The following is a 26,362-nucleotide window of genomic DNA, read 5'->3' on the forward strand; positions in this document are numbered from 1 at the left end:
GCATGACGACCGAGCCCCGCCGGCAAAGAAAAAGGGGCGCCGCGCACGATTGCGCGACACCCCTGCTCCGCTTCGGCCTGCCCGTTCGTGCAACGACGGCGATTGATGCATGACTGGCCGTCAATCGGCCGGCGTCACTTGTAATTGAACGCGCCCGGGTGGTTCTCGAGGCTGCCCGTCAGTGCCGCATACAGAATCGTCCGTCCGTCGATCGATTCGCTACCGCCGCCGATATTGAGCCATGTCAGCTTCTCCGCGCCCTCCTTCGGGCCCGCGACGGACAGCACCCCGTACATGACCTTCTTCTGCGGGTCATACAGCACCGCGATGCGCTCCGACCCGCAGTTGTGCGGCTTGCAGGCGGTCATCACGTAGACGTCGTGCCCGCCGAACACGACGGTGGTTCCCGGCGATTCGGTGCCGTTCGTCACCCATGCCGGCACCGCGTGACCTTTCTTCATCGCGGCGAACGCATCGCTCGCCGCGCGATCGCCGGGGATTGCGCTCATCGTCCATGTTTTCGCCGGCGCGGGGCCCGCGGCCCACGCGGCCTGGGCAAGAATCAGTGCGGCGGCGGCGAATGGAATCCTGACGTTCATTTAGGCCTACTCCTATCCATGCGAGGATTCGTTAGTGCCGCACCACCGGAAAGAGTTCTTCCCGTCGTGTCAACTTTTGTCAATCAATAGCGGCTACGCCCCCACAGTGTCTTCGGCTCGTCGAGCAAATGACGCAACCCGCTGCGCTCGATCGTGATTTCCGCGACTTCGTTCACCCGCTCGAGAACCGCGCCTTCGTCGACCGACAACACGCGTCGATCCTCCATCAGCACCCTTCCGCCGACCATCGTCATGCACACGTCGGCCGCGTTCGCGAAGCACGTCACGCGATACACGGGCATGTTCATCGGCATCATGTGCGGCCGGAACAGGTCGACGAGGATGATGTCGGCGAGCTTGCCGGCTTCGAGCGAACCGACCTCGCGATCGATCGACAGCGCCTTCGCCGCGTCGATCGTGACCATCTCCAGCACCTTGCCGTGCGGCAGCACGTCGGGGTCGCGGAAATGCCGTCGGTGGTAATGCATGCACTGCCACATGTGGCGGAACATGTCGTAGCCGCGATCGGGCGCCGCGCCATCCGACGCGACCGCCACCGTCACGCCCGCATCGATCAGCTCGGGCACCGGGCAGCGCCCGATGATCGACATGATCGCGCTCGGGTTGTGGACGATCGCGGTGCCCGTCTCGACGCACGTCGCGATGTCGTCGTCGGTCAGGTCGATGCTGTGCGACATGAACGACGTCGGGCCGAGCAGGCCGAGCTCGCGATGCGCGAACGCAAGCGTGCCCGCGCGGTGGCCGTCCTGCGTGAACGTCAGCCCGCGTTCACGTGCGAGCGCGCCGTAGCGTGCGGCCTGGTCGCGGAAATCGCGCTCGTACTGCGCGAGTTCCGGGTCGTGGTCGGGCCCGTACACGGGCAGCGTGAGCGCGATGCGGATCCGGCCGTCTGCATCGCCGTGGCATTCGTCGATGATCCGCTCGCACACGTCATACATCGTGTCGAAGTCGATGTCGCGCGTGTCGCTGCCGTCCGGCGTGTGGCGCGTGTACGCACGCGGTGCGGGCGGGCGCGACGGGCCGACCGCGACGATCGAGCGCGTGCCGGTGCGCACGACCGCATCGCAATGGCGCCGCGCATAGACCGGATCGTCGACGCGCATGATCGAATTTCCGCCGCCGAGCAGCGACACGCCCGTCGTCACGCCAGCCTTCAGCCGCTCGAGCGCCGCGAGATGCGATTCGGCTTCCCAGAACGCCTCGTCGGACGCGCGCGTGTAGATCGTCTCGGCCGCGGCCGACCATGCATCGCCGTCCGCACCGCCGATCGTGCGCAGCATCGCGTGGCCCGCGTGCGCATGCGCATCGATCAGCCCCGGCAGCACGGCCTTGCGGCGCGCGTCGATCGTGCGCGCGGCGCGGTAGCGCGCCTGCAATTCATCGGTGCGGCCGACGGCGACGATACGATCGCCGTTCACGGCGACCGCGCCGTGCTCGATCACGCGCCGCTGCGGATCCATCGTGATCACGCAGCCGTTCGCGATCAGCGTGTCGATCGCTTCGCGGTTGTCCGCTCGCTTGTCCTCGGAAGTCATCGCACAGTGTCCTGTTGTCGTTCGATTGATTTCATTGCCATCCAGCCGTCACGCAGACCCGACCGGCGCCGCGACCCGAGCCTTCAGCTTGCGCTGCCCCGCGCTGATCGCGATGAACACCACTGCATTCACCGCGAGCGCGACGAGCCCGGGGTTGATCGACGTCAGCGTGTTCGACGCGCCGGGGAACAGCGACGCGAGCGTCACGCCATAGTAGTTCGTCATCGCGATCACGATCGCGCCGGCTGCGATGCCCGCGAACGCGCCTTCACGCGTGCCGAACGGCCGCTTCAGGAAGCTCGATGCGAGCATCGGCACGAGCTGCGTGAGCAGGCTCGACGAGAAGATCGCGAGCGTGACGAACGTCGCGCCGCCGCGCAGCACGAAGTAGACGACCACCAGCGTGAAGATCGGCAGCGCGATCCGCGCGACGCGCGTCACCTCGCGGTCGGTCGCGTTCGGTGCGAAACCTTCGCGGTAGATGTTGCGCGCGATCGTCGTCGATGCGTTCAGCATGATCAGCGAACCCGGCACCAGTGCGGTCAGTAGGCCCGTGCCGCCGACGATGCCGACGAACCACGCGGGGAACGTCTGCTTCACGAGGCGCAGCAACGCGAGATCGGTCTGCGCGCCTTCGAGCCCGTGCACGGTCATCACGGCCGCGAAGCCGACGAGGAACAGGAACGCGATCAGCACCTGGTACAGCGGCATCAGGATCACGTTGCGGCGCAGCGCACGCTCGTCCTTCGCGACGTAGATCGCGGTGAAGCCGTGCGGATACAGGTAGTAGCCGAGCGACGTGAGCAGGATCGTCGAGTTGTACCAGCTCAGGTTGAAACCGTGCGCCGGCAGGCGCAGCAATTCGGGATGCGCGGCGTCGATCTTCGCGAACATCTCGCCCAGGCCGCCGTAGTAATGCATCGGCAGGTACAGGCCGAGGAAGATCGCGATCGCGAGGATCAGCACGTCCTTGAAGATCGCGATGCTGGCCGAGCCGTGAATGCCCGACACGACCATGTAGACGGCCATCAGTGTCGCGGCGATCCAGATCGCGGCCGCTTGCGGAATCAACCCGTACGACATCTCCGACACGATCACGCCGAGCCCGCGCAACTGGATCATCAGCAGCGACACCATCGCGAACACCGCGACGACCGACACCAGCACGCCGATCGCACGGCTGTCGTACTTCGACGCAAAGTAATCGGCGAACGACACGAGCCCGCGCTCCTTCGCGTAACGCCAGATCGCCGGCAGCATCCAGTAGCCGATCACGAACGCGAGGCAGCCGTACGACAGGATGTAGAACGCGGGCACGCCCTTGCTGTAGGTCCAGCCGCTCGCGCCGAGGAACGAGAACGTCGAGAACGCCTCGCCGGCCATCAGCAGGAACGTGAGCAGCGAGCCGAAGCCGCGCCCGCCGACCGCCCACTGCTCGAGCGTGAGCTTGCGGCCGCGGCGCGCCATCACGCCGATCGCGAGCGCGAACACGGCGAACGCCGCGATGATGATGATCGAAGCGTTCATCGCGCGTCTCCCGAGCGGCCGGCGCAGGCCGCGTCGCGCTCGTCGAGATGGAACAGGATCGCGAGGATCGCGGCGGTGGCCGCCATCCAGACCAGGTTCCAGACGAGCAGGAACGGCAGCCCGAACAGTAGCGGCCGCACCTCGGCAATCGAGCCGCCCGCATACATCCCGACGAACGGCAACGCCGCCAGCAACAGTTTGAGTTTCATGAGTGCCTCCTCCGGAAGACGCGCGTATGCATCAGAACATCAGAACTTCTGGCGGATGCCGACCACCACCGCCACCTGCGACGTCGTCGACGACGCGCTGTCGGTGCCGTCGATCCACGCCTGGCCGACACCCGACGACGCCTTCTGGTAGAAGCCGTTCACGTACACGTCGGTACGCTTGGACAGCAGGTACTGCACGCCGGCCGATACCTGGTGGTAGTGGCCGCTGTCGCTGGCGCGCGCGACCTGCGTATAGGTGTAGCCGGCCGCCGCCATCAGCGCCGGCGTGATCATGTAGCGCAGGCTGCCTTCGTAGTTGTTGAAGCGCAGCGCGCCGCCCGTCGCCTGCCCGAAGTTCGAGCCCGTATACAGCAGGCCGAGCGTGGCCGGCCCGATCGCGTAGCTGCCGCCCGCGCCCCAGATCTGCTGGCGGATCGCGTCCCCGAGGCTCGCACCGAACACCGATTCCGACGCCGGATAGTAGTTATCCGAAGCAACGGCGCCGCTCGCGCTGACCGCCGGATGGTTCACGCGCGCATACGCGGCCCCCGCGTTGAGCGGCCCGTTCGCGTATGTGATGCCCGCGCTCCAGCTGTTGTCGTTCGCGAAGCCGGTCGAGTTCGAGAAGCCGTACACGAGGTTCGCCTGCAGGCCCGCGATCGTCGGCGACACGTACTTCACCGCGTTGTTGGTGCGGAACGTGTTGTTGATGTCGTCGTTGTCGAACGGGTGCGTCGAGTACTGCGCGAGAAAGCTGCTCATCTGCAGCGAGCCGAGGATGTCCTGCGTCGAGTTGTACTGGCGGCCAAGCGTCACCGCGCCCCAGTTCGCGCCGCTCAGGCCGACCCACGCGGAACGCCCGAACATCCGGCCGCCCTGCCCGAGCGCGCCGTTCGCGACGTTGAAGCCGTTCTCGAGGCGGAAGTTCGCCTTCAGGCCGCCGCCGAGATCCTCGGTGCCGATCAAGCCCCAGCGCGGGCCCGATTCGTTGCCGCCGGTGAATTGCCACAACGCATGGCCCTTCGCGTTGTTCGTGTAGGTCACGCCCGCATCGACGATCCCGTACAGCGTCACCGTCGACTGCGCGTGCGCGGCGCCGGCGAACAGCATTGCAACAGCGGCGCCCACGCGTGAGGCGCCCGTCTTCCCACCCTTCATTCGCACCATCTCCGTCTCCTCTTCTCCAAACCTGTTCATCGATGTCGTGTTGTGTTTTTTTGATCCTGCCCATACGCCCGATCAGGTTGTATAGACATTCGCTGGATGGTATCCAGCCGTAACCACATCAAGAAATGAAATGTTCAACTGGCCGGCAGTTGAAAATCGAATGGTGGGGAGATGAGCGGGGACGGTGCACCCGTGCAAGAGAAACGAAAGCGCGCACGTCCGCTGGACGCAGCGCGCTTTGCTCAGACGTGAATGGCTTGCGTAAGCAAGCTGACGAAACGGCGACGTGTGATGCGTCTATGCGGTTTTCCCGGATAGCCCGTGCATCGGCCGCCGCAGCGCGGCGTCGAACGGGTTGGTGCGCGGCCCGATCGCATCGGCCTGGCGCCGCAGCAGTTCGACGACCATCGGCATCCGGTCGTCGCCGAGGCGCGACGCAAGCGTGCCGACGCTCAGCGCGCCGACCGGATACCCGGTGCGATCGAGGATCGGCACCGCGACGCCGGCCATCCCGTCGAGCACGCCGCTGTTGCGGCCCGCGTAGCCGAGCTGCCGCACGCGTTCGATCTCGGTGCGCAGGTACACCTCGTCGAGCACGCCATAGCCGCGGATGCGCGGCACATTGAAGCGGATCACTTCCTCGCGTTCGGCTTCGGGCAGGAACGCGAGGATCGCGAGACTGCCCTGCCCGACGCCGAGCGCGATGCGTCCGCCGATGTCGCCGGTGAACGAGCGGATCGGGAACGGCCCTTCGCACAGGTCGAGACACACCGCGTCGAATCCGCTCTTCACGAGCAGGAAGATCGTCTCGCCGAGACTCGCACACAGCCGCAACAGCGCGGGGCGGCACAGCGTACGCATGCTGCTCGGGTTGCCGGCCTGCGCGGCGAGCGCGAAGAAGTCGACGCTCAGCCGGTACAGCTTCGATTGCTCGTCCTGTTCGACCATCCCCTCGGCGATCAGCGATTGCAGGATCCGGTGCGCGGTGCCCTGCGTGAGACCGACGGCCTTCGCGAGATGCGTGACACGCACGCCGTCCTGCTGCATGCCGGCGAGCGCGCGCAGGATCGCGAACGCGCGCTGCAGCATGCCGGTACCCGGCGCGCCGGCCGGATCGGCGGCGTCCTCGTCCGGGTGCGCCGCGCGTGCGGCCGGTGACGTTCCGGGCGAATGGGGTTCCTGCATGCCGACTCTCCTCGATGATTTCATTGAACGGAATACGGTAGCCGCCATTGTCGCCCGGCCTGAATTTCACGGGCATCCGGGTGTGCACGGGATTGACGCGTGCATTTCGCGGCTCGGCCCCACCTCATTCAACGGAACGATTCGCGAGCCACGCGCCAATCCATTCCGTTCACCGGAATTTTTCCGAAATTCATCCCGTTGAGCAGAATTCGAAATTGACGCTCCGAAATATGGCTGGCTAGAGTCCGCGTCATTGGCACGCCGGCCACGCGGTGTGCGAACCCGGAGCTTCCCATGTCGTTTCTCACGCTTACGGATCTGACGAAAACCTTCGGCGACCTCACCGCCGTCGCCGACGTCAACCTGTCGGTCGAACAAGGCGAATTCGTGTCGCTGCTCGGGCCGTCGGGCTGCGGCAAGACCACCACGCTGCAGATGATCGCCGGCTTCGTCGACGTCACGCGCGGGCGCATCGCGCTCGACGGGCAGGACATCACGCACCTGAAGCCGAACCGGCGCGGGCTCGGCATCGTGTTCCAGAGCTATGCGCTGTTTCCGCACATGAGCGTCGCGGAGAACGTCGGCTTCGGCCTCGACATGCGCGGCGTCGACAAGGCCGAGCGCGCCGAGCGCATCCGTGCGGCACTCGCGCTCGTGCGTCTCGACGCGCTCGCGCACCGTTTCCCGCGCGAGCTGTCGGGCGGGCAGCGGCAGCGTGTCGCGATCGCGCGCGCCGTCGTGATCGAGCCGCCGGTGCTGCTGCTCGACGAACCGATGTCGAACCTCGACGCGAAGCTGCGCGAGGACATGCAGTTCGAGCTGCGCGCGATCCAGCGCAAGATCGGCACGACGACGATCATGGTCACGCACGACCAGTCGGAAGCGCTGTCGATCAGCGATCGCGTGGTCGTGATGGAAGCCGGCCGCGTCACGCAGACCGACACGCCTTACCGCGCGTACGAGCGCCCGGAAAACCGCTTCGTGTCGCAGTTCATCGGCAAGGCGAACCTGCTGCCCGGCACGATCGTCGCGCACGACGGCGACGCCATTCGCATCGACCTCGGGCACGACCTCGCCGAAACCGGCCGTACCGCGCACCTGCCGCCGCGCGAACGCGACATGCGTGTCGGCGACGCGGTGTCGGTCTGCATCCGTCCGGAAAAGCTGCGGCTGTGCGCGCCCGACGCCGGCCGCTTCGCCGCGACCATCACGAGCCGCTTCTTTCTCGGCAGCCAGTGGCTGTACCGCGCCGACAGCGCGCTCGGCGAGGTGCTCGTGTGTTGCCAGAACGAAGGCGCGGAACCGCTCGCGGAAGGCGCACCGGTCGGTATCGACTGGCACAGCGACGCCGTGCGCGTGATGCGCCGGGAGGCTTGAATGGGACAGCCTACCCGTCCGCTCCCAACCGACGGCGCGCCGGCCACGCTCGCGCCATCGGCCGCGGTTTCCATCGACGCCGTGCCGGCACGCACCGCCGCACCCACGCCGCGTGCGACCTGGCGCGCGCATGCGCCGCTGTGGCTGATGTGCGCGCCCGCATTCGCGCTGTTCGCCGCGCTCGTGCTCGTGCCGCTCGCGATGACGTTCGTGCTGACGTTCTACCGCTTCGACCCGGCGACGGGCGCGATCGCCGCGTTCCAGTTCGGCAACTACGCGGACGTGCTCGGTTCGTCGTACTTCCACACGATCTTCCTGCGCACGTTCGGCATCGCCGTGCTCACGACCGCGATCTGCGTCGCGGTCGGCACGCCGGAAGCATACGTGCTGTCGAAGATGCGTGACCCGTGGCGCTCGCTGTTCCTGCTCGCGATCCTCGCGCCGCTGCTCGTGTCGATCGTCGTCCGCGCGTTCGGCTGGAGCATGCTGCTGAACACGAGCGGGCTCGTGAACCGGACGCTCGGGCTCGTCGGCCTCGGGCCGTACAAGCTCGAATACACGACCTTCGCGATCGTGATCGCGCTGGTGCACGTGATGCTGCCGTTCATGGTGATCCCCGTGTGGACCGCGCTGCAACGACTCGATCCGCAGACCGAGCACGCGGCGCTGTCGCTCGGCGCGTCGCCGTTCACGACGCTGCGCCGCATCGTGCTGCCGCAACTGATGCCGGGCGTACTGTCGGGCAGCCTGATGGTGTTCGGGCTGTCCGCGAGCGCATTCGCGATTCCCGGCCTGCTCGGCGGACGCCGGCTGAAGGTTGCGGCCACGGCCGTCTACGACGAATTCCTCGGCTCGCTGAACTGGCCGCTCGGTGCGACGATCGCGGTGCTGCTGCTGGTCGCGAACCTCGTCGTGATGCTCACCTACTACCGCGTGCTCGAACGCCGCTATGCGCGCAGCCTCGGAGGCGCATCCCGATGAGAAAGAACGGCCCCTTCGCCCTCGCGTTCCACACGCTCGTGATCCTGTTCGTGCTCGCGCCGCTCGCGATCGTCGTGCTGGTCGCGTTCACGCCGGACGAAACGCTGACGCTGCCGACCCACGGGCTGTCGCTGCGCTGGTTCCGCGCGATCCTCGACTACCCCGACTTCGTCACCGCGTTCTTCAACAGCCTGAAGCTCGCATTCGCATCGGCGACGCTGTCGCTCGCGATCGCGCTGCCGGCGGGCCTTGCCATCGGCCGCGCGACGTTTCCCGGCCGCGCGTTCCTGAACGGGCTGCTGCTGTCGCCGCTCGTGATTCCCGGCCTCGTGCTCGGCATCGCGCTGCTGCGCTTCTTCGCGCTGATCGGCGCGACCGGCTCGTTCGCGTGGCTCGTACTTGCGCACATGATCGTCATCACGCCGTTCGTGATGCGGCTCGTGCTCGCGTCCGTCGCCGGCCTCGACCGCAGTATCGAGCAGGCCGCGTGCTCGCTCGGCGCAGACCCGTGGACGACCTTCCGCCGCATCACGTTGCCGATGATCGTGCCCGGCATCACCGGCGGCTGGCTGCTCGCGTTCATCAACAGCTTCGACGAACTGACGATGTCGATCTTCGTCACGTCGCCGCAGACGGTCACGTTGCCCGTGCGCATGTACATGTACGCGACCGAATCGATCGACCCGATGATGGCGTCGGTGTCGGCGCTCGTCATCTTCATCACCGCCGGCGCGATGCTGCTGCTCGATCGCGTGTACGGCCTGAACCGCATCCTGATCGGCCAACACTGATGACGACTCCCGTTTCCCGTTCAACCGGCCCGGCGGCCGACGGCGCGCAGTTCGTGCGCGTCGCCGAGCGCGAACGCACCGCCGTCGCGTTCATGCTCGACGGCCGCCCCGCGCAGGCCCTTGCCGGCGACACCGTGCTCACCGCGATTCTCGTCGCGCAGCGCTGCGTGCGCGTCAGCGAATTCAGCGGCCTGCCGCGCGCGGGCTTCTGCCTGATCGGCGCGTGCCAGGACTGCTGGGTGCGCACCGAGGCAGGCGCACGCGTGCGTGCATGCTCGACGCCGATCGCCGATGGCATGCGGATTCTCACCGGTGTGCAGCCCGTTGCAGCCGGAGACACGCGATGACCGATGCACTCCAACCGGTGATCGTCGGCGCGGGCCCGGCCGGTGTGCGCGCGGCCGAGGCGCTGGTCGACGCGGGGCTACGCCCCGTCGTGATCGACGAGAACGCGCGCTGGGGCGGGCAGATCTACCGGCAACCGCCGGCGAACGGTGCTTTCGCGCGTGGCAAGCGCACGCTGTACGGGTTCGAAGCCGCGAAGGCCGACGCCGTACACCGGACCATGGCCGCGCTGCTGCCGCACGTCGACTACCGGCCGGACACGCTCGCGTGGGCATGCGGTGCGGGCCGCGTCGATACGCTGCAGGGCGGCCGCGAAGTGACCGTGCCGTATTCGCACCTGATCGTCGCGAGCGGCGCGACCGACCGCATGCTGCCCGTGCCGGGCTGGACCCTCGCGGGCGTCTATACGCTCGGCGGCGCACAGGTCGCGCTGAAGGCGCAGGGCTGTGCGATCGGCCGGCGCATCGTGTTCGCGGGCACGGGGCCGCTGCTGTATCTCGTCGCGTACCAGTATGCGAAGGCCGGCGCGCAAGTCGCGGCCGTGCTCGACACGAGCCCGCTGCGTCGCCAGGCCGCCGCCGCGCCCGCGCTGCTGCGCATGCCCTCCACCTTCGCGAAGGGGCTCTATTACATCGGCTGGCTGCGCGCGCACGGTGTCGCGATCGAAACGGGCGTCACGCTCGAGCGCGTGCTCGGCGAGCAACATGTGACGGGCCTCGCGTGGCGCGCGGCCGGCGCCGGTGCGCCGCCGCGCATGCTCGACTGCGATGCGCTCGGTCTCGGCTTCGGCCTGCGTTCGGAAACGCAGCTCGCCGATCTCGCCGGCTGCCGGTTCGGTTTCGACCCGGTCAACCGTGCATGGCTGCCCGAGCGCGACGCGGCCGGCCGCACGTCGGTGCGCGGGATTTACGTCGCGGGCGACGGCGCGGGCATCGCGGGCGCCGACGCGGCCGAAGCGTCGGGCCGGCGCGCGGCGCTCGCGTTGCTCGACGACGCGGGCATCGCGTCGCCCTCGCCGTCCGGCAAGCCCGATGCGGCGACGCTCGAACGCACGCTCGCACGCATCGGCGTCTTCCGCGCGGGCCTCGAAGCGGCGTTCGCGCCGCCCGTCGAGCAGGTTGCGCGCTGCGCCGACGATACGATCGTGTGCCGCTGCGAGGAGATCGACGCGGGCACGCTGCGCCGCTGCATCCGTGGCGGCGCAGCGACCGAACTGAACCGGTTGAAGGCGCTGACGCGGGTCGGGATGGGCCGCTGCCAGGGCCGCATGTGCGGCGACGCGGCCGCGCTCGTCCTGGCGGCCGAAACCGGCCGCCCGCTTGCCGACATCGGCCGCTTGCGCGTGCAACCGCCCGTGAAGCCGTTCCCGATCTCGGCCGCGCTCGCAGGCGACGACGTCGCGGCGATTCCCGACGAGGCGCGCGATGAGTGAGATCCGGCATTACGACGTCGCGATCGTCGGCGGCGGCCTCGTCGGCGCGTCGGCCGCGCTGGCGCTGACACGGCGCGGCCTGCGCGTCGGGTTGTTCGAGCGGCGCGACTGCGGCGCGCAGGCGAGCGGCGTGAACTACGGCGGCGTGCGCTGCCAGGGCCGGCCGGCCGAGCAACTGCCGCTCGCACTGCGCGCGCGGCGCATCTGGGATCGCCTGCCCGAGCTGATCGGCATCGACGGCGAATTCGTCGTGTCGGGCCACTTGCGGATCGCGCGCAGCGACGCCGATCTCGACGCGCTCGACGCGTACGCGACGCTCGCCGGCGAGCACGGCCTGCCGCTGCAGTTGATGCGCGGCGATGCGTTCCGCCGCCGCTATCCGTGGCTCGGCCGCGCGGCGCTCGGCGGTTCGCTGTGCGCGACCGACGGCCATGCGAACCCGCGCCTCGTGTCGCCCGCGTTCGCGCGCGCGGCCCGCTCGGCAGGCGCCGACGTGTTCGAGCACACGCCGGTCGGCGACGTCCACCACGACGGCACGCGTTTCCACTTTCACGCAGGCGGCCGTGCGTGCACGTCGACGTGGCTGATCAATTCGGCCGGCGCGTGGGCGAACACGATTGCCGAACGCTTCGGCGAAGCCGTGCCGATGGAGCCGATCTACCCGAACATGTGGGTGACGGAACCGCTGCCGCAGTTCATCACGCACAACCTCGGTGTATATGGCGGCGGCGTGTACGCGCGGCAGGTCGCGCGCGGCAACTGCGTGATCGGCGGCGGGCGCGGCCGCGGCGACGGCGAGTTCGGCCAGCCGTCGGTCGATACGACACGCGCGGTGATGCGCGACGCCTGCGCGCTACTGCCCGCGTTGCGCGACGCGCTGCTGATCCGCACGTGGAGCGGCGTCGAAGGCTGCACGCCCGACCACAACCCGATCATCGGCGCGAGCCGCACGACGCCGCGCCTGCTGCATGCATTCGGTTTTTCCGGCGGCGGCTTCCTGCTCGCGCCGGGCGTCGGCGACGTGCTCGCCGATCTCGTCACGACCGGCGAAACCGCCACGCCGCTCGATGCGTTCTCGATCGGCCGTTTCGCACCCCAAGCCATGCCGACCACCCCTTTCCCCCAAGAGGAGACCCACAAATGAAACTGCTCGGAACGATCGCGGCGGCCGCCGCCCTCTGCATCGCAGGCGCGAGTGCGCCCGCGTTCGCGCAAACGAAGACGATCTACGTCGGCATGAATGGCGGCCCGATGGAGAAGGCCTATACGAGCCAGGTGCTGCCCGACTTCGAGAAGGCGAACAACGTGAAGGTCGTCGTCGTGCCCGGCACGTCGTCGGACGTGCTCGCCAAGCTCCTCGCGAACCGCAACAAGCCGCAGATTCACGTCGCGTTCCTCGACGACGGCGTGATGGCGCGCGCGGTCAGTCTCGGCGTGTGCCAGAAGCTCGACGATTCGCCGGTGCTCAAGGAGCTGTACCCGTTCGCGCGGATGAAGGACGACGTCGGCGCAGGCGTGCAGCTCGGGATGACCGGCATCGCGTACAACAAGAAGCTGTTCGCGGAAAAAGGCTGGGCGCCGCCGACGTCGTGGATGGATTTCGCCGATCCGAAGTACAAGGGCAAGGTCGTGTTCCAGTCGGCGTCGAGCAGCACGTTCGGGCTGCACGGCTTCCTCGCGATCAACCGTCTGCTCGGCGGCAGCGAGCAGAACGTCGAGCCCGGCTTCAGCAAGTGGGCGAGCACGGTCGGGCCGAACGTCGTCGAGTACATCCCGAACTCGGCGAAGATCTCCGAGATGGTGCAGACCGGCGAAGCCGGCCTGTTCCCGCTCACGCCGACGGGTGTGGGCGACCTGCAGGACAAGGGCATCCCCGTCGCGTATGCGAACCCGAAGGAAGGCCCCGTGCTGCTGCTCGTCGACCTGTGCGTGGTCGCGAACAATCCCGATCCGCAGCTGGCGCAGAAGCTCGCGCAGTTCCTGCTGTCCGCGCCCGCGCAGACGAAGGCGGCCGAGGCCGGCAAGCAGATCCCGACCAACCGCGTCGCGAAGATGCCCGCCGCGATGCAGCAAAGCCTCGGCAACGTCGACGACCTGGTGCGCAAGGTGACGGTCGTCGACTGGACCGCGATCAATGCGCGCCGCGCGCAGTGGGATACGCGCTGGAACCGGCAGATCGAACGGTAAGCCTGCGCGGGCGCGGTTGCGTTACCGCAGCTTCTCCGCGACCGCGCGCGCCACCGCGCTCAGCGCATCGCCGCGCTCGAGCGCCGCACGCGGCCGTTTCGTTGCGCCCTGCGCATCGAGCGCGCGCGGCGCGAAATCCGGCGACGACGAGAACTTGACGATCGTCAGTGCGGTCTTCGGCTCGACGAGAATCGACTGGCCGAACCGCCCCGCCGCCGCGAACGAGCCGTCGCCGTCGTTCACCTGGTACCAGTAGTCGCGATACGCATAGCCGTCCTTGCCCGCGATCATGTTGCCCTTCGCGAACAGCGCCGCGTTGTGCGCGGGCTGCAGTGCCGCACGAATCGTCGCGGCCGGCAGCGCGCCGCGTGCGCCGCCGAACCCCGTGCGCACGCGCTCGGCAAAGCGCGCGGCATCGCGCAGCGTCGTGTACAACCCGCCGCTCGCCATCGCCATCGCGTTGCGGTCGACGACGACGTACGCATCGTCTTCCGCGAAATCGCGCCACAGCCATCGCTCGACCAGCGCGCTCCACGACTGCCCGGTCGCGCGCTGCATCGCCCACGCGACGGCTTCCGGCGAACCGTTCTGATAGAACCACGCGCTGCCGGGCGCCACGTCCGGCACACGCTGCACGGTCAGCAAGAAGTCGGCGATGCTGGCCGGCGCGCCTTCACGGTGCGGCACCAGCCCGACCGCGCCGAACAGCCCGAGATCGGGCGGGATCCCGGGTGCGTACGCGGTCGGCACCTCCATGTCCAGGTTCTGCTGCAGCGTCGCGCTGCCGAACGGCGTGTCGGCGAGTTCCGGCACCGTGCGCGCGAGCGGCGCGCCCGCGTCGAGCACGCCGGATTCGATCATCTGCGCGGCCAGCAGGCCCGTCACCGATTTCGTCATCGACGCCCACGCGTGCGGCTGGTCGGGCCGGAAGCCGTCGAAGTAGCGCTCGTAGACGATCCGGCCGCGCTGCACGACGATGAAGCCGTCCGTATGCGTTGCGCGCAGGTAGGCGTCGAGCGTCAGCGTCTCGCCGCCGATCGTCACGGGCAGCGTGTCGAGACCGGATGCCGGCTGCTCGGGCAACGGCATCGGCGCGGCCGCGTGCCGGATCCCGGCGGTCGGCGCGAGCAGCCGCGTATTGCCCAACGCCCAGCGCAGGCGCGCCGGCGTGAATGCGTTCGCCCTGTTGACGACCTGGTCGGCCGGCGGCGGGAAGCCCTGCATCATGCCCGGCATGACGGCGTCGGTTGCGGCGGGCACGGCATGCGCGCTCGCGGCGAGCGCGAGCCAGCCCGCCAGCACGAAGGTGTCGGCCAGCCGGCGGATGCGCCGGGCAGCAGTAAAGCGTCGATGAATTCGCATCGCGTCATGCCTCGTAGTGGAAAGAAAACGACCTTGTGTCCGGCGATCACGGTTGCTGGCCGTCGATGCGCAGCAGGTTCGACACCGACGCGACCCCATCGACGCGCCGTGCGACCGCCGCCGCGAGATTCACCTGGTTCGTATCGGTGACGGAGCCGCTGAGCGTCACGCTGCCGTCGCGCACCCGCACGAGGATGCGCGTGACGTTGAGGTTTTTCGTGCGCGCGAGCGCCGTGCTGACGCGGCGTTTCAGCTTGCGGTCGGCCGCCTTGCGTTGTGCCGGCGACAGGTCGGCCGGCGCAGGCACCTGTGCCGATGCCTGCACGGCCGCGTCCGCCGATGCCGGGACCGCCGCGCTCGCGGCATCGGGTTGCGCGTGGGCGGCGGTCCAGCAAGCCGCCGTCAGCAGCGCCGCGGTCAGTCGGGATGAAGTACGCATGATCGAATCACACTCCGGAAAAATCGTTGAAAAACACTCAGAACTGCGTCATCAGCCCGACCGACACACCGGTCGTCGCGCTCGCACCGCGCCGCAGGTTCAGCGCCGCGATCGTCGCCGGGTCGCGCATGTACGCACCGGTCATCCCGTTGCGGTCGACCTCGACATACAGCTCGGTGCGCTTCGACAGGAAGTACTCGGCGATCGCGTAGGTCGTCAGCTTGTGACCGTCCGCGCCCGACACGTTGCCGAGATTGCGCGCGCGGTCGTAGAACGCGGCCGCGCTCAACTGCACCGACGGCAGCGGCTGCACGACGACGCCGAACGACGGGATATCGTCGCGCCGCGACGGCGCGCCGGCCTTGTTCGCGCTCACGTTCAGCGACGCGTAGCTCAGGTAGAAGCGCGCGCGGCCGAGCTGCAGCGTGCCGCCCGCCTGGATCGTCTGCGCCGACTGCGAGCCGTCCGGGCTGTAGGTCTTCGCATACGACACGCCGCCCATCAGGTCCGAATACGTGTACATCGCGGCCGTCGAATAGCTGGTGCCCGCATGCGAGCTGCCCGCGACGCCGCCGGGCGAATAGTTCGCGCCGAACCGCAGGCCACCCACCTGCCCGAGATACTTGATCGTGTTGTTGAAACGCGAGTCGAGCGTGAAGAAGTTGCCGTCGAACAGCACGCCCGGCTCGACCGCGAGCGATTGCCCGCGCCCTCCGAGCGGATCGAGCGCGATGCCGAGGTCTTCCGCGGCGTTGAACTGACGGCCGAGCGTCAGGCGGCCGAAATCGCCGGCCAGGCCGACATACGCGGCCTGCGAAAACAGCGTGCCGGACGTTTTCAGCGCACCGGTGCCGCTGTTGAACGCGCCGTCGAGCACGAACAGCGCCTTCAACCCGCCGCCCAGATCCTCCTTGCCGCGAATGCCGAACTCGTTGCCGGCGATGATGTTGTTGTTGAAGCCGACCTGGCTGCCGCCCGGCAGCCCGTTGACCCAGCGCACGCCGCCGCCGATCCGGCCGAACAGCGTCACGCTCGACTGCGCGTGCGCGCTCCCCCACAGCGCGCCGATCAGCGCCGCCGCGATCATCTTCTTCATGTCTCCTCCTGCCGCGTCGTCGCGCGGCGTATCGTGGTACTGCTTCCCGTCGAAAAGCGCCACGGCCTGGCTGGCGGGCCGCACGCCGAATGCAATGCGATTGGCGTGGCAGGCGCTAGCGGCCGCACGCGCCGACCGGCGGCGGCGGCGCGGCGCGCTCGGTGTCGCCCGCGAGACGCCGCAGCGAACGCTGCGGATCGAGGCACCAGGCGCCGAGCACGCCGCAGACGATCAGCACGACGCCGCACACGACGCTCGCCTGTTCGAAGCCGCGCGCGACCGACGCGCCGCTCGCCTCGATCAGCATCCCGGTGACGACCGGCGCGCCAAGGCCCGCGAGCGACGCGAAGCCGTTGCTGAGCGCGAGCACGCCGCCGCGCTGCACGTCCGGCGTCACTTCGGCGAGCATCGCGGGGCCGACCGAATACATCGTCAGCGTCAGGCCGCTGCCGAGCGTCAGCAGCACGAGCTTCGCCGCGCGCGGTACCTCGGGCACCGGCAGCATGGCCAGCATCGCGCCGGCGATGGCGAGCGTGACGGCAATGAACGTGCCGCGTCCGTGCCGCGACGGCATGCCGCGCGCGAGCAGCGTCTGCGACAGCCATGCCAGTGCGAGACTGAGCGGCGACGTGACCGCGACGAACAGCGCGAACATCCGCCCCGCCTCGTGCGGCCCGAAACCGAGCCCGAGCTGCAGGTAGGTCGGCATCCACGTAAGCGTCATCGCGAGAATCCAGTTCGCCGCGAAATGGCCGAGGAAGTTGCCGAGCACCGTGCGGTCGGTCAGCAGCCGCCCGTACGGCACACGTTCGCCGCCGGCCGCGCGCGGGCCGCGCGACAGCGTGCCCTCCTCGCCGACCACCGCCCACGCGATGCACCACACGGCCCCCAGCAGCGCCAGCACCGCGAAGTTCGCGCGCCAGCCCCAGTGCGACGTGACGACCGGAATCGCGAGCCCCGCGATCAGCAGGCCGAGCGCGCTGCCCTGGTGCAACAGCGCGACCGGGAGATTGCGCCGCGTATCGGGAAACCACTTGTAGATCGCATGCGTCGCGACCGGCGACGCCGGCCCTTCGCCGATGCCCAGCAGCACGCGGCACGCGATGACGACCCAGATCGAACTCGCGGCAAGCATCGGCAACTGCAGCAGCGCCCATGCGGCCGCCATCGCGAACAGCAGCCATTTCGCGGGCCAGCGGTTCGCGGCGATGCCGCCCGCGACCGCCGCGACCGCGAACAGCCAGTTGAGGCTGCCGCCGATCACGCCGAACTGCGTCGGGCTCAGATGCAGGTCGCGCATCATCGGTACCGACACGAGGCCGAGCACGACCTTGTCGAGAAAATTCACCAGCATCATCAGCGCGAGCATCGTCGCGATGGACCACGCCCGTCCGGGGCGGTACTGCACACCATTCGTCATGGCTGTCTCCTGTTTATTTATCGTGGGCGGCCGGTAGCGTCGCGCTATCCGCCGCCATGCTCACCAGGCGCCGGTACCTGGTCGTCACCGTCCGGCAGGCCGAGCGAGAACTTCACCGGGAAGCGCACCGCAAGCGACCGGTCGGCCGCCACCTCGCGCGCGACGCCACGTGCGCGCACGTGCGGATCGTCGAACACCGCGCCCGCGTCGAGCACGCGCGACACCGGCAGCCCAAGTGCGCCGAGCACGCGCATCCAGTCGTCCTGTGTGCGGGTCGCGAAGGTCGCGCGCAATAGCGCACCCAGCGCGTTCCGATGCTGCTGCCGGCCCGCGCGCTGCGCGAAGCGCGGCTCGCGCAGTGCCGGATACGCATCGCCGAGCGCATCGGCAAACGTGGCCCAGAACTTGTCCTCGAGCGTCGCGAGCACGATGTGCCGCCCGTCGGCCGTCTCGAACAGGTCGTTGTCGGGCATCACCCAGCGTGCGGTGTCGCGCGTATCGCGGCCGGTGCGCAGCGCCCACGCGGCCGGCGCAGTCCACGCGAAAATCGCGTCGTGGATCGACACGTCGAGATGCTGGCCGCACCCGCTCGCGCGTGCGCTCATCACGGCGACCGCGAGCGCGAGCGCGGCATGCAGCGCGGCCGCATGATCGGCCAGCCGCACGCGCGGCCGCGCGACGGTGTCGTGCAGTTGCGCGGGCACCGACCAGTACCCGGCATCGGCAAGGAAGTTCAGGTCGTGGCCGGGACGGTTCGCATACGGGCCGTCCTGCCCGTAGCCGGTGATCGAGCACAGCACGACGCGCGGGTTTGCCTGAGCCAGCGTGTCATAGCCGAGCCCGAGACGCGCCATCACGCCGGGCCGGTTGCCTTCGACCACCGCATCGGCCTCGCGCACGAGATCGAGAAAGCGTGCTCGGCCATCGTGCGTCTTCAGGTCGAGCACGATCGAGCGCTTGCCGCGATTGAACTGCGCAAACGTGTCGGCGCCGAACTGCCGCAACGCGTCGCCGCCGGGCGGTTCGACCTTGATCACGTCGGCGCCGAGCTGGCGCAGCAATGCGCACGCATGCGGGCCGGGCAGCAGTTGGCCCGCATCGACGATCCGCACGCCGCGCAGGCACGACCAGTCGGGCGCGTCGCCATCACCCTCGGCGGCAGGCCACGCGTTGCGCGCGTCGTCGCGGGCCGTCATGCACCGCCTCCCGCGCCGGCCGGCTCGAGAATCGCCTTCGCGATCGTGTTGCGCTGGATCTCGCTGGTGCCGGTCAGGATCCGGAACATCCGCAGCTTGCGGAACGTCTGCTCGACCGGATGCCCGCGCGTGACGCCGACGTTGCCGTGAATCTGCACGGCCTTGTCCGCGACCTCGAAGCAGCGCTCCGACACGTAAAGCTTGCACGCAGCCGCCGTCATCCGCAGGTCGGCACCCGCATCGGCGAGCGCGGCCGTATGCGCGATCATGCTTTCGCATGCCCAAAGCGCGGCGGCCATGTCGGCCAGCATGTGCTGGATTGCCTGGAACCGCGCGATCGGGCCGCCGAACTGCCGGCGCGTGCGCGCGTAATCGAGCGAGGCCCGGTACGCCGACATCGCGAGGCCGAGCATCGTCGGGCAATGCAGCAGCCGGTTCACGTTGATGCGCGACATGCCGAGCCGGAAGCCGTTGCCGAGCCCGCCGAACACGTTCTCGCGCGGCACGCGCACGTCGACGAAGCGGATGTCCGCGTCGATGTGCTGGCCGGACATCGGCACGTACTCGTGCTCGACGCTTACGCCTGGCAGGTCGAGATCGACCAGCACGGCCGTGATCTGCGGCGGCGTCGCGGACGCATCGGTCACGCACATCACGATCGCGAAATCGGCGAACGGCGCGCCGCTGATGTAATGCTTCGTGCCGTTGATCACGAGTGCATCGCCGTCCTCGACCGCCGTGGTGCGGATGCTCATCGCGTCCGAGCCCGAGTGCGGTTCGGTCAGCGCGAAGCACGTCGATTTTTCGCCGCGCATCACCGGCTTGAAATAGCGATCGAGCTGCGCGGGCGTCGCGTACTTCAGCATGTTGCCGACGCGCGGCGGCCCGCCGAGTTCGCCGAGCACATGCGGCGCGAGCGCCGCGCCGCACGCTGCGAGGTCGGCCTTCAGCGCGCACACCTCGGCGATCGACAGCCCCTGTCCGCCGATCTCGACGGGCAGGCTCGCGGTATAGAAGCCGAGCGCGGCCGAGCGTTGCCAGACGCGGCGCAGCACGTCGCGGGGCCACACGCCTTCGGAGTCGAGCCGCAGCTCGCGCTCGATCGGGCGCAGTTCGTCGTCGACGAAGCGCAGCACGGCCGCGCGCAGCGCGACGAATTCAGGGCGTTGCAGATGATCGAACATGGCGGGTTCCTTCAGTTGACGCGGCGCGCGACACCGCGCCAGTACTGCTCGCGCACGAGCTTGCGGGCGATCTTGCCGTTCGCGTTCTTCGGCAGCTCGGCGACGAAATCGATGGAGCGCGGCAGCTTGTAGTCGGCCAGCTGCGCGCGGCAGTGCGCGACCAGATCGTTCGCGTGCGCCTCGCGGCCGGCACGCAGCACGACCACGGCCTTCACGGCCTCGCCCCACTTGTCGTCGGGCACGCCGACCACGCAGGCCTCGAGCACGCCTTCGTGCCGGTACAGCGCCGCTTCGACTTCGGTCGGATACACGTTGAAGCCGCCCGAGATGATCATGTCGTGCTTGCGGTCGACCAGATAAATGAAGCCGTCGCGATCGGTGCGCGCGAGGTCGCCCGTATGCAGCCACCCGTCGACCAGCACCTCGCGCGTCAGCTCCGGCGCATTCCAGTAGCCCTGGAACACGTCGGCGCCGCGAATCACGATCTCGCCGATCGCGTCGCCTTCGACTTCGCGCCCGTCCGCATCGACCACGCGCACTTCGGTTTCGCCGAGCGGCCGGCCGCATGACGCGAGCCGCTCGCGGTCTTGCAGCAGCGCGTGCGCGTGATCGGCGATGCCGAGCCGCGTCACGCCCGACGTCGATTCGCTCGCGCCATAGCCTTGCGACAGCACGGGGCCGATGCGCGCCCACGCCTCCTCGATGCGTGCCGGCGCCATCGGCGCCGCGCCGTAGCCGAGCACCTTCAGGCTGCGCAGGTCGGCCTGCGCGAGCTCGGGCGCGTTCAGCAGCATGTTGACCATCGCCGGCACCATGAACGTGTGCGTGATGCGCTGGCGCGCGACGTCGGCGAGGAAGTGCGCGGGCTCGAACGCGTCGAACAGCACGAGCGTCGCGCCGCAGAACAGGTACGGCTGCATCAGCATCCCGGACGCATGCGTGATCGGGCCGATCAGCGCGAGCCGGTCGCCGGGCTGCGCGGGGCGGTCCATCCCCAGCACGATCTTGCGCAACGACGCGAGGCGGTTGCCGTAGCTCTGCATCGCCGCCTTGATGCGCCCCGTCGAGCCGGACGAGAAATGGAGCACGGCGAGATCGTCCGGCGCCGGCTGGTAGTCGGGCGGCGTATCGCTGCCCTTCGCGAGCAGCGTTTCGTAGTCGAGATAGCCGGCCACCGCGCCGCCGATCGACACGAAACGCTCGACCGACGCGAAGCCCGGCGAATCGGGCGTGTAATCCGTGTAGCCGCGCCCGCCGATGAACGCGGCGGGTGCGCAATTGCCGACGACGTCGGCAGCCTCGGCTGCCGTGAAGCGCGGATTCAGCGCGGCTTTCACGAGGCCGGCCTTGTACAGCGCGCACTCGATCTCGACGAGCTCGATGCAGTTGCGCGCCTGGACGGCGATGCGGGTGCCGGGCACGAAGCCGAGGCCGCACAGCGCATTCGCGAGCCGGGTCGAGCGCTCGTCGAGCTGACGGTACGTGACGGCGCGGTCGCGGTGGATCACGGCGGACTGGCTGCCCCAGTAACGGGCCGCGCGCCGCAGGAAATAGGCGAAGCTCAAAACGATTCTCCTGGTCGAACAGTGCCGCCAGTCTGTAAGATGCCCAGGCATCACCACAATGCATCACTGGATATAAAGTCATAACCGACAGGAATCCCCCGATGGACACGCGCGATCTGGAGTACCTGCTGGCCGTGGAGCGGCATGGCAGCATCGGCAAGGCCGCCGAGGCGCTGGGGCTGTCGCAGCCGGCACTGACGAAAGCCGTGCAGCGGCTGGAGGCGCAAGTCGGCGTGACGCTGTTCGAGCGCACCGCGAACGGGATGACGCCGACGCCGGCCGGCGCACGCTTCGTCGCGCGCGCACAGCGGATCGCGCTCGAGTTCGATGACGCGATGCAGGAAATGCGCGCGATCCGCGGCGGCGAACAGGGCGTGGTGCGGATCGGCTACTCGCCGACCGTGCCCAACGCGTTCGTGCTCGGTGCGTGCCGGCAATTGATCCGTGAGCGACCGGCCGCGCGGCTGCGGTTGCGCTGTCGGCTCGCGCGCGAACTGCTCGACCTGCTCGCGGCCGGCGAGCTCGATCTCGTCGTCGCGCCCGAACCGCAGCAGCAGGACGCCGGGCTCGACACCATCGCGCTGTTCGACGACCGGCTGACCGTGCTCGCCGACGCCGCGCACCCGCTGCAGCGCAAGCGCGCGCTCACGCTCGCGGATCTCGCCGATCAGGAGTGGCTGCTGCCGGAAGCGACGATTCCCGTGCGGCACCGGATCGACGACGCGTTTCGCGCACGCGGCTTGCCGGCGCCGCGCCTGCGCATCGAGACCGATTTCGGCAACACGTCGCTGCTGCAGCTGTTGCGCGGCACGCCGCTGCTGTGTGTCGGCGGCATGGATGCGCTCGACCAGGTGACCGGATTGCGCGCACTCGACCTGCGGGCCGGCGAGCTCGAACTGGACCGCCGCATCGGCGCGATGCATCGGGCCGGCGCGTACGTGCCGCCGCTGGCGCAGCGGATGATCGCGCTGCTGCGGGAAAGCGTGGGGTAGGCGCGGGAAAGCGCCGCGACCATCATCAGCGGGAGTGATGACCCTCCCCTTTTTCTGCGGATTTGACCGGGGGCACGGTGCCGACAACACTAGCCCGCAGTGCTGCAAAGACGGCACGCGCCTGCCTCCCCCTTCAGAGTCCGCCATGTACCCGACCGACACCGTGCAATCCCCGAGCGCCGCCCGGCCGCTCGCCGACCGGCAGCTGCGCCGGATCGTCATCGCCTCCGTCGCCGGCAACGCGATGGAGTGGTACGACTTTTTCGTGTACGGCACGGCCGCGGCGCTCGTGTTCGGCCATGTGTTCTTCCCGCCCGGCGCATCGCCGCTCGCGGGCAGCCTGGCCGCGTTCGCGGCCTTCGCGCTCGGCTTCGTCGCGCGGCCGCTCGGCGGGATCGTGTTCGGCCACGTCGGCGATCGTTACGGGCGCAAGGCGTCGCTCGTGTGGACGCTGCTGATCATGGGCGCGTCGACCTTCGCGATCGGCCTGCTGCCGACCTATGCGCAAGTCGGCGTGTGGGCGCCGGCCGCGCTCGTCGCGCTGCGCCTGCTGCAGGGCATCGCATCCGGCGGCGAATGGGGCGGCGGTGTACTGATGATCAGCGAGAACGCGCCGCCGGAACAACGCGGCTACTACGCCGCGTGGAGCCAGCTCGGCGTCGGCGGCGGTTTCGTGCTGTCGTCGGCCGCGTTCCTCGCCGCGCAGGCACTGCCCGACGACGCGTTCCGCACGTGGGGCTGGCGGCTGCCGTTCCTCGCGAGCATCGTCATCTTCGCGATCGGCATCTATATCCGCCGCCATCTGCCGGAAAGCCGCGATTTCGAGCAGGCCGGCAAGCGCGGCGCGCACACGCACCTGCCGATCGTCGAATGCCTCCGTCGCCATCCGAAGGAAATCCTGCTCGCGATGGGGCTGCGCGTGGCCGAGAACGGCGGCGCGTACATCTTCCTCGCGTTCTCGCTCGTCTACGGCAAATACGTCGGCATCCCGAACGGCGTGATGCTGACCGGCGTGATGATCGCGATGATCGTCGAGATGGGCGCGATGCTCGCGTGGGGCCGGCTGTCCGACCGGATCGGCCGCAAGCCCGTGTACCTGATCGGCGCGCTGAGCCTCGTCGCGTGCGCATTCCCGTTCTTCTGGCTGCTCGATACGCGCGTGACGCCGCTCGTGTGGCTCGCGCTGACGGTCGGCACCGCGGTGAGCCACGGCGCGATGATCGGCACGCTGCCCGCGCTCGTCGGCGAACTGTTCAGCACCGAGGTGCGTTATTCCGGTGTCGCGCTCGGGCATGAAGTCGCGTCGATCTTCGCGGGCGGGATGTCGCCGCTGATCGCGACCGCGCTGCTCGCGCACTATCACGCGTCGTGGCCCGTGTCGCTGTTTCTCATTGTGCTCGGCCTCGTGACCGTCGCGACGCTGTGCGTGATGCGCGAGACGCGCGTCGCGGCCGGCGCCGGCTCGCGCGGCGATACGGCATGAGCGTGCGCCGCGCGCCGGCCGTCACGCCCGTGCCTTTGCCCTTGCCGCCGGGTGAGCGACACGCCGGTTCACGGTGCCACGAGCGCGCCTTCGTGGCACCGCGAGCGCGCTCGGCATCGACGCGCGGGCTACACGTCCTGCTTGCTTCGCCCGCCGTCGAACACCGGCGCCAGCCCCAGGTGATCGAGCAGCCGCGCGAATTCGCCGAGCCGCTGCCGCATGTACGCGGGTACGTCCACGTTCGCATAGTCGTGGAAGCCGGCCCCCGTGCGCACGCCGTCGCGCCCGGTTTCCATGTTGCGCACGACGCTCGCAGCCGGCGCGAAGCGCGGGCCGATCTCGCCGGCCAGGTACTTCGACGCGTAATACAGGATGTCGCAGCCGCCCCAGTCGATGAATTCGAGCAGCCCGAGCACCGCGAAGCGCGGGCCGAAGCCGGTGCGGATCGCCGTGTCGATATCCTCCGCGCTCGCGACGCCTTCCTCGACCATGCGCGCGGCCTCGTTCATCGCGAGCGCCTGGATGCGCGGCACGATGTAGCCGGGCGCCGGCCCGCAGATCACCGGCTTCTTGCCGACGCGTTCGAGCAGCGCGGCGAGCGCATCGACCACCGATTGGTCGGTCGCATCGCTGCGGCTGATCTCGACGAGCGGCATCAGCAGCGCGGGATTCAGCCAATGCGCGTTCAGCATCCGTTCCGGGTGCGCGACATGACGCTGCAATTCGGTGACGACGAACGTCGACGTGGTCGACGCAATCGTTGCGCGCGCGGCGACATGCTCGCCGAGCCAGCGCAATGCATCGGCCTTCGCGTCGAGCACTTCGGGCAGTGCTTCGAACACGATGTCTGCATCGCGCACGGCTTGCGCAGCGCCGTCCCGCGCGACGAGCGCGATGCGCGCAACGACCGCGTCGGCCTGCGCGGCATCGATGCGGCCGAGCGCGACTTGCGCGTGCAGCGGCCTGGCGATCTCATCGCGCGTGCGATCGTCGAAGGCGCTTTGGCCAGCCGCATCGCGCTGCTTGAAGTCGAGCAGCGTCACGTCGATCCCGGCAAAGGCGAACACGAGCGCGATCCCCTGCCCCATCCGCCCCGCGCCGAGCACGTGCACGCGCGTCACTTCGGTGGCCCCGCTCATGCTGCAACTCCAGCGATTCCCGCGTCGAGCAGCGCGCGCATCGCGTCCTTCGACAACGCCGCAATCCCGAGCCGTTCCAGCGTGCGCCCTTCCGCATACAGGTCGCGCACCGCGACCGCGCTCGCGATGCTCAGCAGCCCCTGCGCAACCGGCGTCGGCGCGCCGGCCCAGCGCCCGCACGACACGATGAACGACAGCCCGAGCCGGGTGTCTTCGAGCATGTAGCGATGCGTGCGCAGATCGATCTTCTCGCGCCAGTCGCCGCTATCGGTCAGCTTGCCGTGCGCGCCGCGCCCGTACATCCATTCGTCGCCTTCCGCCGCGTAGTGATCCGCGAGCGGGAAATGCGGCGCGCGGTAGCCGAGCGCTTCGCGCACCGCAATGCGTTCGGCGTCGAGCGCGTTCGTCACCCGGCGAATCGAAGGCTGCGTGCCTTCGTTGTGGATGTCCCATGCGTCGAAGTGTTCGAGCGGCCCGGCGTTCATCAGGATCAGCGGCGGATGGATCACGGGTCCCGCATTCATCAGCGCACCGGACAACGCATCCTCGACCGGTTCGACCGACGGATAGCCCGCGCGCAGCACGTCGAACGCCCAGCCAGCCGCATTCGCCGGGAACACACCGGTCGGAAGGCGCGTCGCGTACGCGCTGATCACGACGTCGTTGTCGCCATGCTTGCGCACCAGGTACGGCAGCGTGCCCGTCTCGGCGAATGCGACACGCGAACGGTTGCCGGCGTCGGCCGCCGCCTGCGCGAACACGAAGCTGCCGAACGTGCCGGGCGGCAGGAATACGACCTGGCCATCCTCCAGCAACGGCGCGACCTGCGCGGCGAGCGCGTCGTGCGACGTGGCCGGCAGCGGCACCACGACGAGTTGCGCACCGCGCAGCGCGGCCGCGAGATCGCCGGTCAGGCGGATCGCACCCGGCGCATCGCCGAGCGGCACCGCGCGCTTGCCGCGATAGTCGGTCACGTTCAGCACGCCGAGTTCGTGCAGCCGCGCGTGCGGCTCGCGGTCACGCCGCCACCACGTCACGTCATGGCCCTTCTCGAGCAGGTCGATGGCCGCCGCATGGCAGCCGTGGCCGCCGCCCAGAACACATACCTTCATCGTCTTCTCCCGGTGATT

The 26,362-nt window shown here is 69.0% G+C and carries 24 protein-coding genes; 9 read left to right on the top strand and 15 right to left on the bottom strand.

Annotated elements, in window-relative coordinates:
- Positions 1-134 precede the first annotated feature (134 nt).
- The 6 genes from BDI24065_RS15815 to BDI24065_RS15840 all read right to left on the bottom strand — a co-directional run bounded on the left by BDI24065_RS15815 (position 135) and on the right by BDI24065_RS15840 (position 6,243).
- Entirely contained in the window at positions 135-599 is a 465-nt protein-coding gene (locus BDI24065_RS15815) for an Ivy family C-type lysozyme inhibitor (RefSeq protein WP_175032054.1), read from the bottom strand.
- A gap of 83 nt (positions 600-682) precedes the next feature.
- Positions 683-2,155 carry an amidohydrolase family protein gene (locus BDI24065_RS15820; RefSeq protein WP_175032055.1) on the bottom strand — a complete coding sequence of 491 codons (1,473 nt, stop codon included), beginning with the start codon at positions 2,153-2,155 and terminating at the stop codon, positions 683-685.
- Positions 2,156-2,203: 48 nt separating this feature from the next.
- Positions 2,204-3,682, bottom strand: a complete 1,479-nt coding sequence (locus BDI24065_RS15825; RefSeq protein WP_175032056.1) for a sodium:solute symporter family protein — start codon at positions 3,680-3,682, stop codon at positions 2,204-2,206.
- On the bottom strand, positions 3,679-3,891 hold the full coding sequence (locus BDI24065_RS15830) for a DUF3311 domain-containing protein (protein ID WP_175032057.1): 213 nt from the start codon (positions 3,889-3,891) through the stop codon (positions 3,679-3,681). Before BDI24065_RS15830 ends, BDI24065_RS15825 begins: the two co-directional genes overlap by 4 nt.
- Positions 3,892-3,930: 39 nt before the next feature.
- On the bottom strand, positions 3,931-5,058 hold the full coding sequence (locus BDI24065_RS15835; protein ID WP_175032058.1) for a porin: 1,128 nt from the start codon (positions 5,056-5,058) through the stop codon (positions 3,931-3,933).
- Between the two features lie 297 nt (positions 5,059-5,355).
- Positions 5,356-6,243: an IclR family transcriptional regulator gene (locus tag BDI24065_RS15840; protein ID WP_047851761.1), complete on the bottom strand. Its 888-nt coding sequence runs from the start codon at positions 6,241-6,243 to the stop codon at positions 5,356-5,358.
- 294 nt (positions 6,244-6,537) lie between these two features.
- On the opposite strand from BDI24065_RS15840, the gene BDI24065_RS15845 reads away from it, so the two are divergent.
- Genes BDI24065_RS15845 through BDI24065_RS15875 form a run of 7 tightly spaced genes read left to right on the top strand, consistent with a single transcriptional unit; the run spans position 6,538 to position 13,356 of the window.
- On the top strand, positions 6,538-7,620 hold the full coding sequence (locus BDI24065_RS15845; protein WP_175032059.1) for an ABC transporter ATP-binding protein: 1,083 nt from the start codon (positions 6,538-6,540) through the stop codon (positions 7,618-7,620).
- Entirely contained in the window at positions 7,621-8,601 is a 981-nt protein-coding gene (locus BDI24065_RS15850) for an ABC transporter permease (RefSeq protein WP_175032060.1), read from the top strand.
- A complete protein-coding gene (locus tag BDI24065_RS15855) occupies positions 8,598-9,392 on the top strand; it encodes an ABC transporter permease (protein ID WP_175032061.1) in 795 nt (264 codons plus the stop codon). Before BDI24065_RS15850 ends, BDI24065_RS15855 begins: the two co-directional genes overlap by 4 nt.
- A complete protein-coding gene (locus tag BDI24065_RS15860; protein WP_175032062.1) occupies positions 9,392-9,739 on the top strand; it encodes a (2Fe-2S)-binding protein in 348 nt (115 codons plus the stop codon). The genes BDI24065_RS15855 and BDI24065_RS15860 overlap by 1 nt, the downstream gene beginning before the upstream one ends.
- Positions 9,736-11,169 carry an NAD(P)/FAD-dependent oxidoreductase gene (locus BDI24065_RS15865; RefSeq protein WP_175032063.1) on the top strand — a complete coding sequence of 478 codons (1,434 nt, stop codon included), beginning with the start codon at positions 9,736-9,738 and terminating at the stop codon, positions 11,167-11,169. Before BDI24065_RS15860 ends, BDI24065_RS15865 begins: the two co-directional genes overlap by 4 nt.
- Complete coding sequence (locus BDI24065_RS15870) at positions 11,162-12,313, top strand: NAD(P)/FAD-dependent oxidoreductase (RefSeq protein ID WP_175032064.1); 1,152 nt, start codon at positions 11,162-11,164, stop codon at positions 12,311-12,313. The genes BDI24065_RS15865 and BDI24065_RS15870 overlap by 8 nt, the downstream gene beginning before the upstream one ends.
- The gene (locus BDI24065_RS15875) at positions 12,310-13,356 is read left to right on the top strand and encodes an ABC transporter substrate-binding protein (protein ID WP_175032065.1); all 1,047 of its coding nucleotides are present in this window, start codon (positions 12,310-12,312) and stop codon (positions 13,354-13,356) included. The genes BDI24065_RS15870 and BDI24065_RS15875 overlap by 4 nt, the downstream gene beginning before the upstream one ends.
- Positions 13,357-13,377: 21 nt before the next feature.
- Here BDI24065_RS15875 and BDI24065_RS15880 read toward each other — a convergent pair whose 3' ends face one another.
- From BDI24065_RS15880 to BDI24065_RS15910, 7 genes are all read right to left on the bottom strand, one after another.
- Positions 13,378-14,718 (bottom strand): serine hydrolase domain-containing protein, encoded by a 1,341-nt coding sequence (locus BDI24065_RS15880; RefSeq protein WP_175032066.1) that lies wholly within the window; start codon positions 14,716-14,718, stop codon positions 13,378-13,380.
- Positions 14,719-14,764: 46 nt separating this feature from the next.
- On the bottom strand, positions 14,765-15,157 hold the full coding sequence (locus BDI24065_RS15885; RefSeq protein WP_175032067.1) for a BON domain-containing protein: 393 nt from the start codon (positions 15,155-15,157) through the stop codon (positions 14,765-14,767).
- A 37-nt stretch (positions 15,158-15,194) separates the two neighbouring features.
- Positions 15,195-16,253, bottom strand: a complete 1,059-nt coding sequence (locus BDI24065_RS15890; protein ID WP_175032068.1) for a porin — start codon at positions 16,251-16,253, stop codon at positions 15,195-15,197.
- Positions 16,254-16,368: 115 nt separating this feature from the next.
- Positions 16,369-17,673 carry an MFS transporter gene (locus BDI24065_RS15895; RefSeq protein WP_175032069.1) on the bottom strand — a complete coding sequence of 435 codons (1,305 nt, stop codon included), beginning with the start codon at positions 17,671-17,673 and terminating at the stop codon, positions 16,369-16,371.
- 44 nt (positions 17,674-17,717) lie between these two features.
- The gene (locus tag BDI24065_RS15900; protein ID WP_175032070.1) at positions 17,718-18,869 is read right to left on the bottom strand and encodes a CaiB/BaiF CoA transferase family protein; all 1,152 of its coding nucleotides are present in this window, start codon (positions 18,867-18,869) and stop codon (positions 17,718-17,720) included.
- A complete protein-coding gene (locus tag BDI24065_RS15905) occupies positions 18,866-20,053 on the bottom strand; it encodes an acyl-CoA dehydrogenase family protein (protein ID WP_175032071.1) in 1,188 nt (395 codons plus the stop codon). Before BDI24065_RS15905 ends, BDI24065_RS15900 begins: the two co-directional genes overlap by 4 nt.
- A gap of 11 nt (positions 20,054-20,064) precedes the next feature.
- Positions 20,065-21,618 (bottom strand): AMP-binding protein, encoded by a 1,554-nt coding sequence (locus tag BDI24065_RS15910; RefSeq protein WP_175032072.1) that lies wholly within the window; start codon positions 21,616-21,618, stop codon positions 20,065-20,067.
- A 101-nt stretch (positions 21,619-21,719) separates the two neighbouring features.
- Here BDI24065_RS15910 and BDI24065_RS15915 point away from each other — a divergent pair, with 101 nt between their 5' ends.
- Both BDI24065_RS15915 and BDI24065_RS15920 read left to right on the top strand, forming a co-directional pair.
- Positions 21,720-22,610 (top strand): LysR family transcriptional regulator, encoded by an 891-nt coding sequence (locus tag BDI24065_RS15915; protein ID WP_175032073.1) that lies wholly within the window; start codon positions 21,720-21,722, stop codon positions 22,608-22,610.
- Positions 22,611-22,755: 145 nt separating this feature from the next.
- Positions 22,756-24,093 (top strand): MFS transporter, encoded by a 1,338-nt coding sequence (locus BDI24065_RS15920; RefSeq protein ID WP_175032074.1) that lies wholly within the window; start codon positions 22,756-22,758, stop codon positions 24,091-24,093.
- A 128-nt stretch (positions 24,094-24,221) separates the two neighbouring features.
- Here BDI24065_RS15920 and BDI24065_RS15925 read toward each other — a convergent pair whose 3' ends face one another.
- Together BDI24065_RS15925 and BDI24065_RS15930 are read right to left on the bottom strand one after the other, a co-directional pair.
- Positions 24,222-25,232 carry a 3-hydroxybutyryl-CoA dehydrogenase gene (locus tag BDI24065_RS15925; RefSeq protein ID WP_175032075.1) on the bottom strand — a complete coding sequence of 337 codons (1,011 nt, stop codon included), beginning with the start codon at positions 25,230-25,232 and terminating at the stop codon, positions 24,222-24,224.
- Positions 25,229-26,344, bottom strand: a complete 1,116-nt coding sequence (locus BDI24065_RS15930) for an NAD/NADP-dependent octopine/nopaline dehydrogenase family protein (protein WP_175032076.1) — start codon at positions 26,342-26,344, stop codon at positions 25,229-25,231. The genes BDI24065_RS15925 and BDI24065_RS15930 overlap by 4 nt, the downstream gene beginning before the upstream one ends.
- Between the last annotated feature and the right edge of the window lie 18 nt (positions 26,345-26,362).

Source organism: Burkholderia lata, from assembly GCF_902499025.1.
In the GTDB taxonomy this organism is placed as follows: Bacteria; Pseudomonadota; Gammaproteobacteria; order Burkholderiales; family Burkholderiaceae; genus Burkholderia; species Burkholderia lata_C.

What these genes read in the sequence shown, in the direction of transcription:
- BDI24065_RS15830 (WP_175032057.1), bottom strand. Translation starts at nt 3,891, where the DNA reads ATGAAACTCAAACTGTTGCTGGCGGCGTTGCCGTTCGTCGGGATGTAT.
- BDI24065_RS15930 (WP_175032076.1), bottom strand. Translation starts at nt 26,344, where the DNA reads ATGAAGGTATGTGTTCTGGGCGGCGGCCACGGCTGCCATGCGGCGGCC.
- BDI24065_RS15880 (WP_175032066.1), bottom strand. Translation starts at nt 14,718, where the DNA reads ATGCGAATTCATCGACGCTTTACTGCTGCCCGGCGCATCCGCCGGCTG.
- BDI24065_RS15845 (WP_175032059.1), top strand. Translation starts at nt 6,538, where the DNA reads ATGTCGTTTCTCACGCTTACGGATCTGACGAAAACCTTCGGCGACCTC.
- BDI24065_RS15865 (WP_175032063.1), top strand. Translation starts at nt 9,736, where the DNA reads ATGACCGATGCACTCCAACCGGTGATCGTCGGCGCGGGCCCGGCCGGT.
- BDI24065_RS15855 (WP_175032061.1), top strand. Translation starts at nt 8,598, where the DNA reads ATGAGAAAGAACGGCCCCTTCGCCCTCGCGTTCCACACGCTCGTGATC.
- BDI24065_RS15825 (WP_175032056.1), bottom strand. Translation starts at nt 3,682, where the DNA reads ATGAACGCTTCGATCATCATCATCGCGGCGTTCGCCGTGTTCGCGCTC.
- BDI24065_RS15895 (WP_175032069.1), bottom strand. Translation starts at nt 17,673, where the DNA reads ATGACGAATGGTGTGCAGTACCGCCCCGGACGGGCGTGGTCCATCGCG.
- BDI24065_RS15840 (WP_047851761.1), bottom strand. Translation starts at nt 6,243, where the DNA reads ATGCAGGAACCCCATTCGCCCGGAACGTCACCGGCCGCACGCGCGGCG.
- BDI24065_RS15900 (WP_175032070.1), bottom strand. Translation starts at nt 18,869, where the DNA reads ATGACGGCCCGCGACGACGCGCGCAACGCGTGGCCTGCCGCCGAGGGT.
- BDI24065_RS15890 (WP_175032068.1), bottom strand. Translation starts at nt 16,253, where the DNA reads ATGAAGAAGATGATCGCGGCGGCGCTGATCGGCGCGCTGTGGGGGAGC.
- BDI24065_RS15925 (WP_175032075.1), bottom strand. Translation starts at nt 25,232, where the DNA reads ATGAGCGGGGCCACCGAAGTGACGCGCGTGCACGTGCTCGGCGCGGGG.
- BDI24065_RS15920 (WP_175032074.1), top strand. Translation starts at nt 22,756, where the DNA reads ATGTACCCGACCGACACCGTGCAATCCCCGAGCGCCGCCCGGCCGCTC.
- BDI24065_RS15875 (WP_175032065.1), top strand. Translation starts at nt 12,310, where the DNA reads ATGAAACTGCTCGGAACGATCGCGGCGGCCGCCGCCCTCTGCATCGCA.
- BDI24065_RS15835 (WP_175032058.1), bottom strand. Translation starts at nt 5,058, where the DNA reads ATGGTGCGAATGAAGGGTGGGAAGACGGGCGCCTCACGCGTGGGCGCC.
- BDI24065_RS15815 (WP_175032054.1), bottom strand. Translation starts at nt 599, where the DNA reads ATGAACGTCAGGATTCCATTCGCCGCCGCCGCACTGATTCTTGCCCAG.
- BDI24065_RS15905 (WP_175032071.1), bottom strand. Translation starts at nt 20,053, where the DNA reads ATGTTCGATCATCTGCAACGCCCTGAATTCGTCGCGCTGCGCGCGGCC.
- BDI24065_RS15870 (WP_175032064.1), top strand. Translation starts at nt 11,162, where the DNA reads ATGAGTGAGATCCGGCATTACGACGTCGCGATCGTCGGCGGCGGCCTC.
- BDI24065_RS15885 (WP_175032067.1), bottom strand. Translation starts at nt 15,157, where the DNA reads ATGCGTACTTCATCCCGACTGACCGCGGCGCTGCTGACGGCGGCTTGC.
- BDI24065_RS15915 (WP_175032073.1), top strand. Translation starts at nt 21,720, where the DNA reads ATGGACACGCGCGATCTGGAGTACCTGCTGGCCGTGGAGCGGCATGGC.
- BDI24065_RS15860 (WP_175032062.1), top strand. Translation starts at nt 9,392, where the DNA reads ATGACGACTCCCGTTTCCCGTTCAACCGGCCCGGCGGCCGACGGCGCG.
- BDI24065_RS15850 (WP_175032060.1), top strand. Translation starts at nt 7,621, where the DNA reads ATGGGACAGCCTACCCGTCCGCTCCCAACCGACGGCGCGCCGGCCACG.
- BDI24065_RS15820 (WP_175032055.1), bottom strand. Translation starts at nt 2,155, where the DNA reads ATGACTTCCGAGGACAAGCGAGCGGACAACCGCGAAGCGATCGACACG.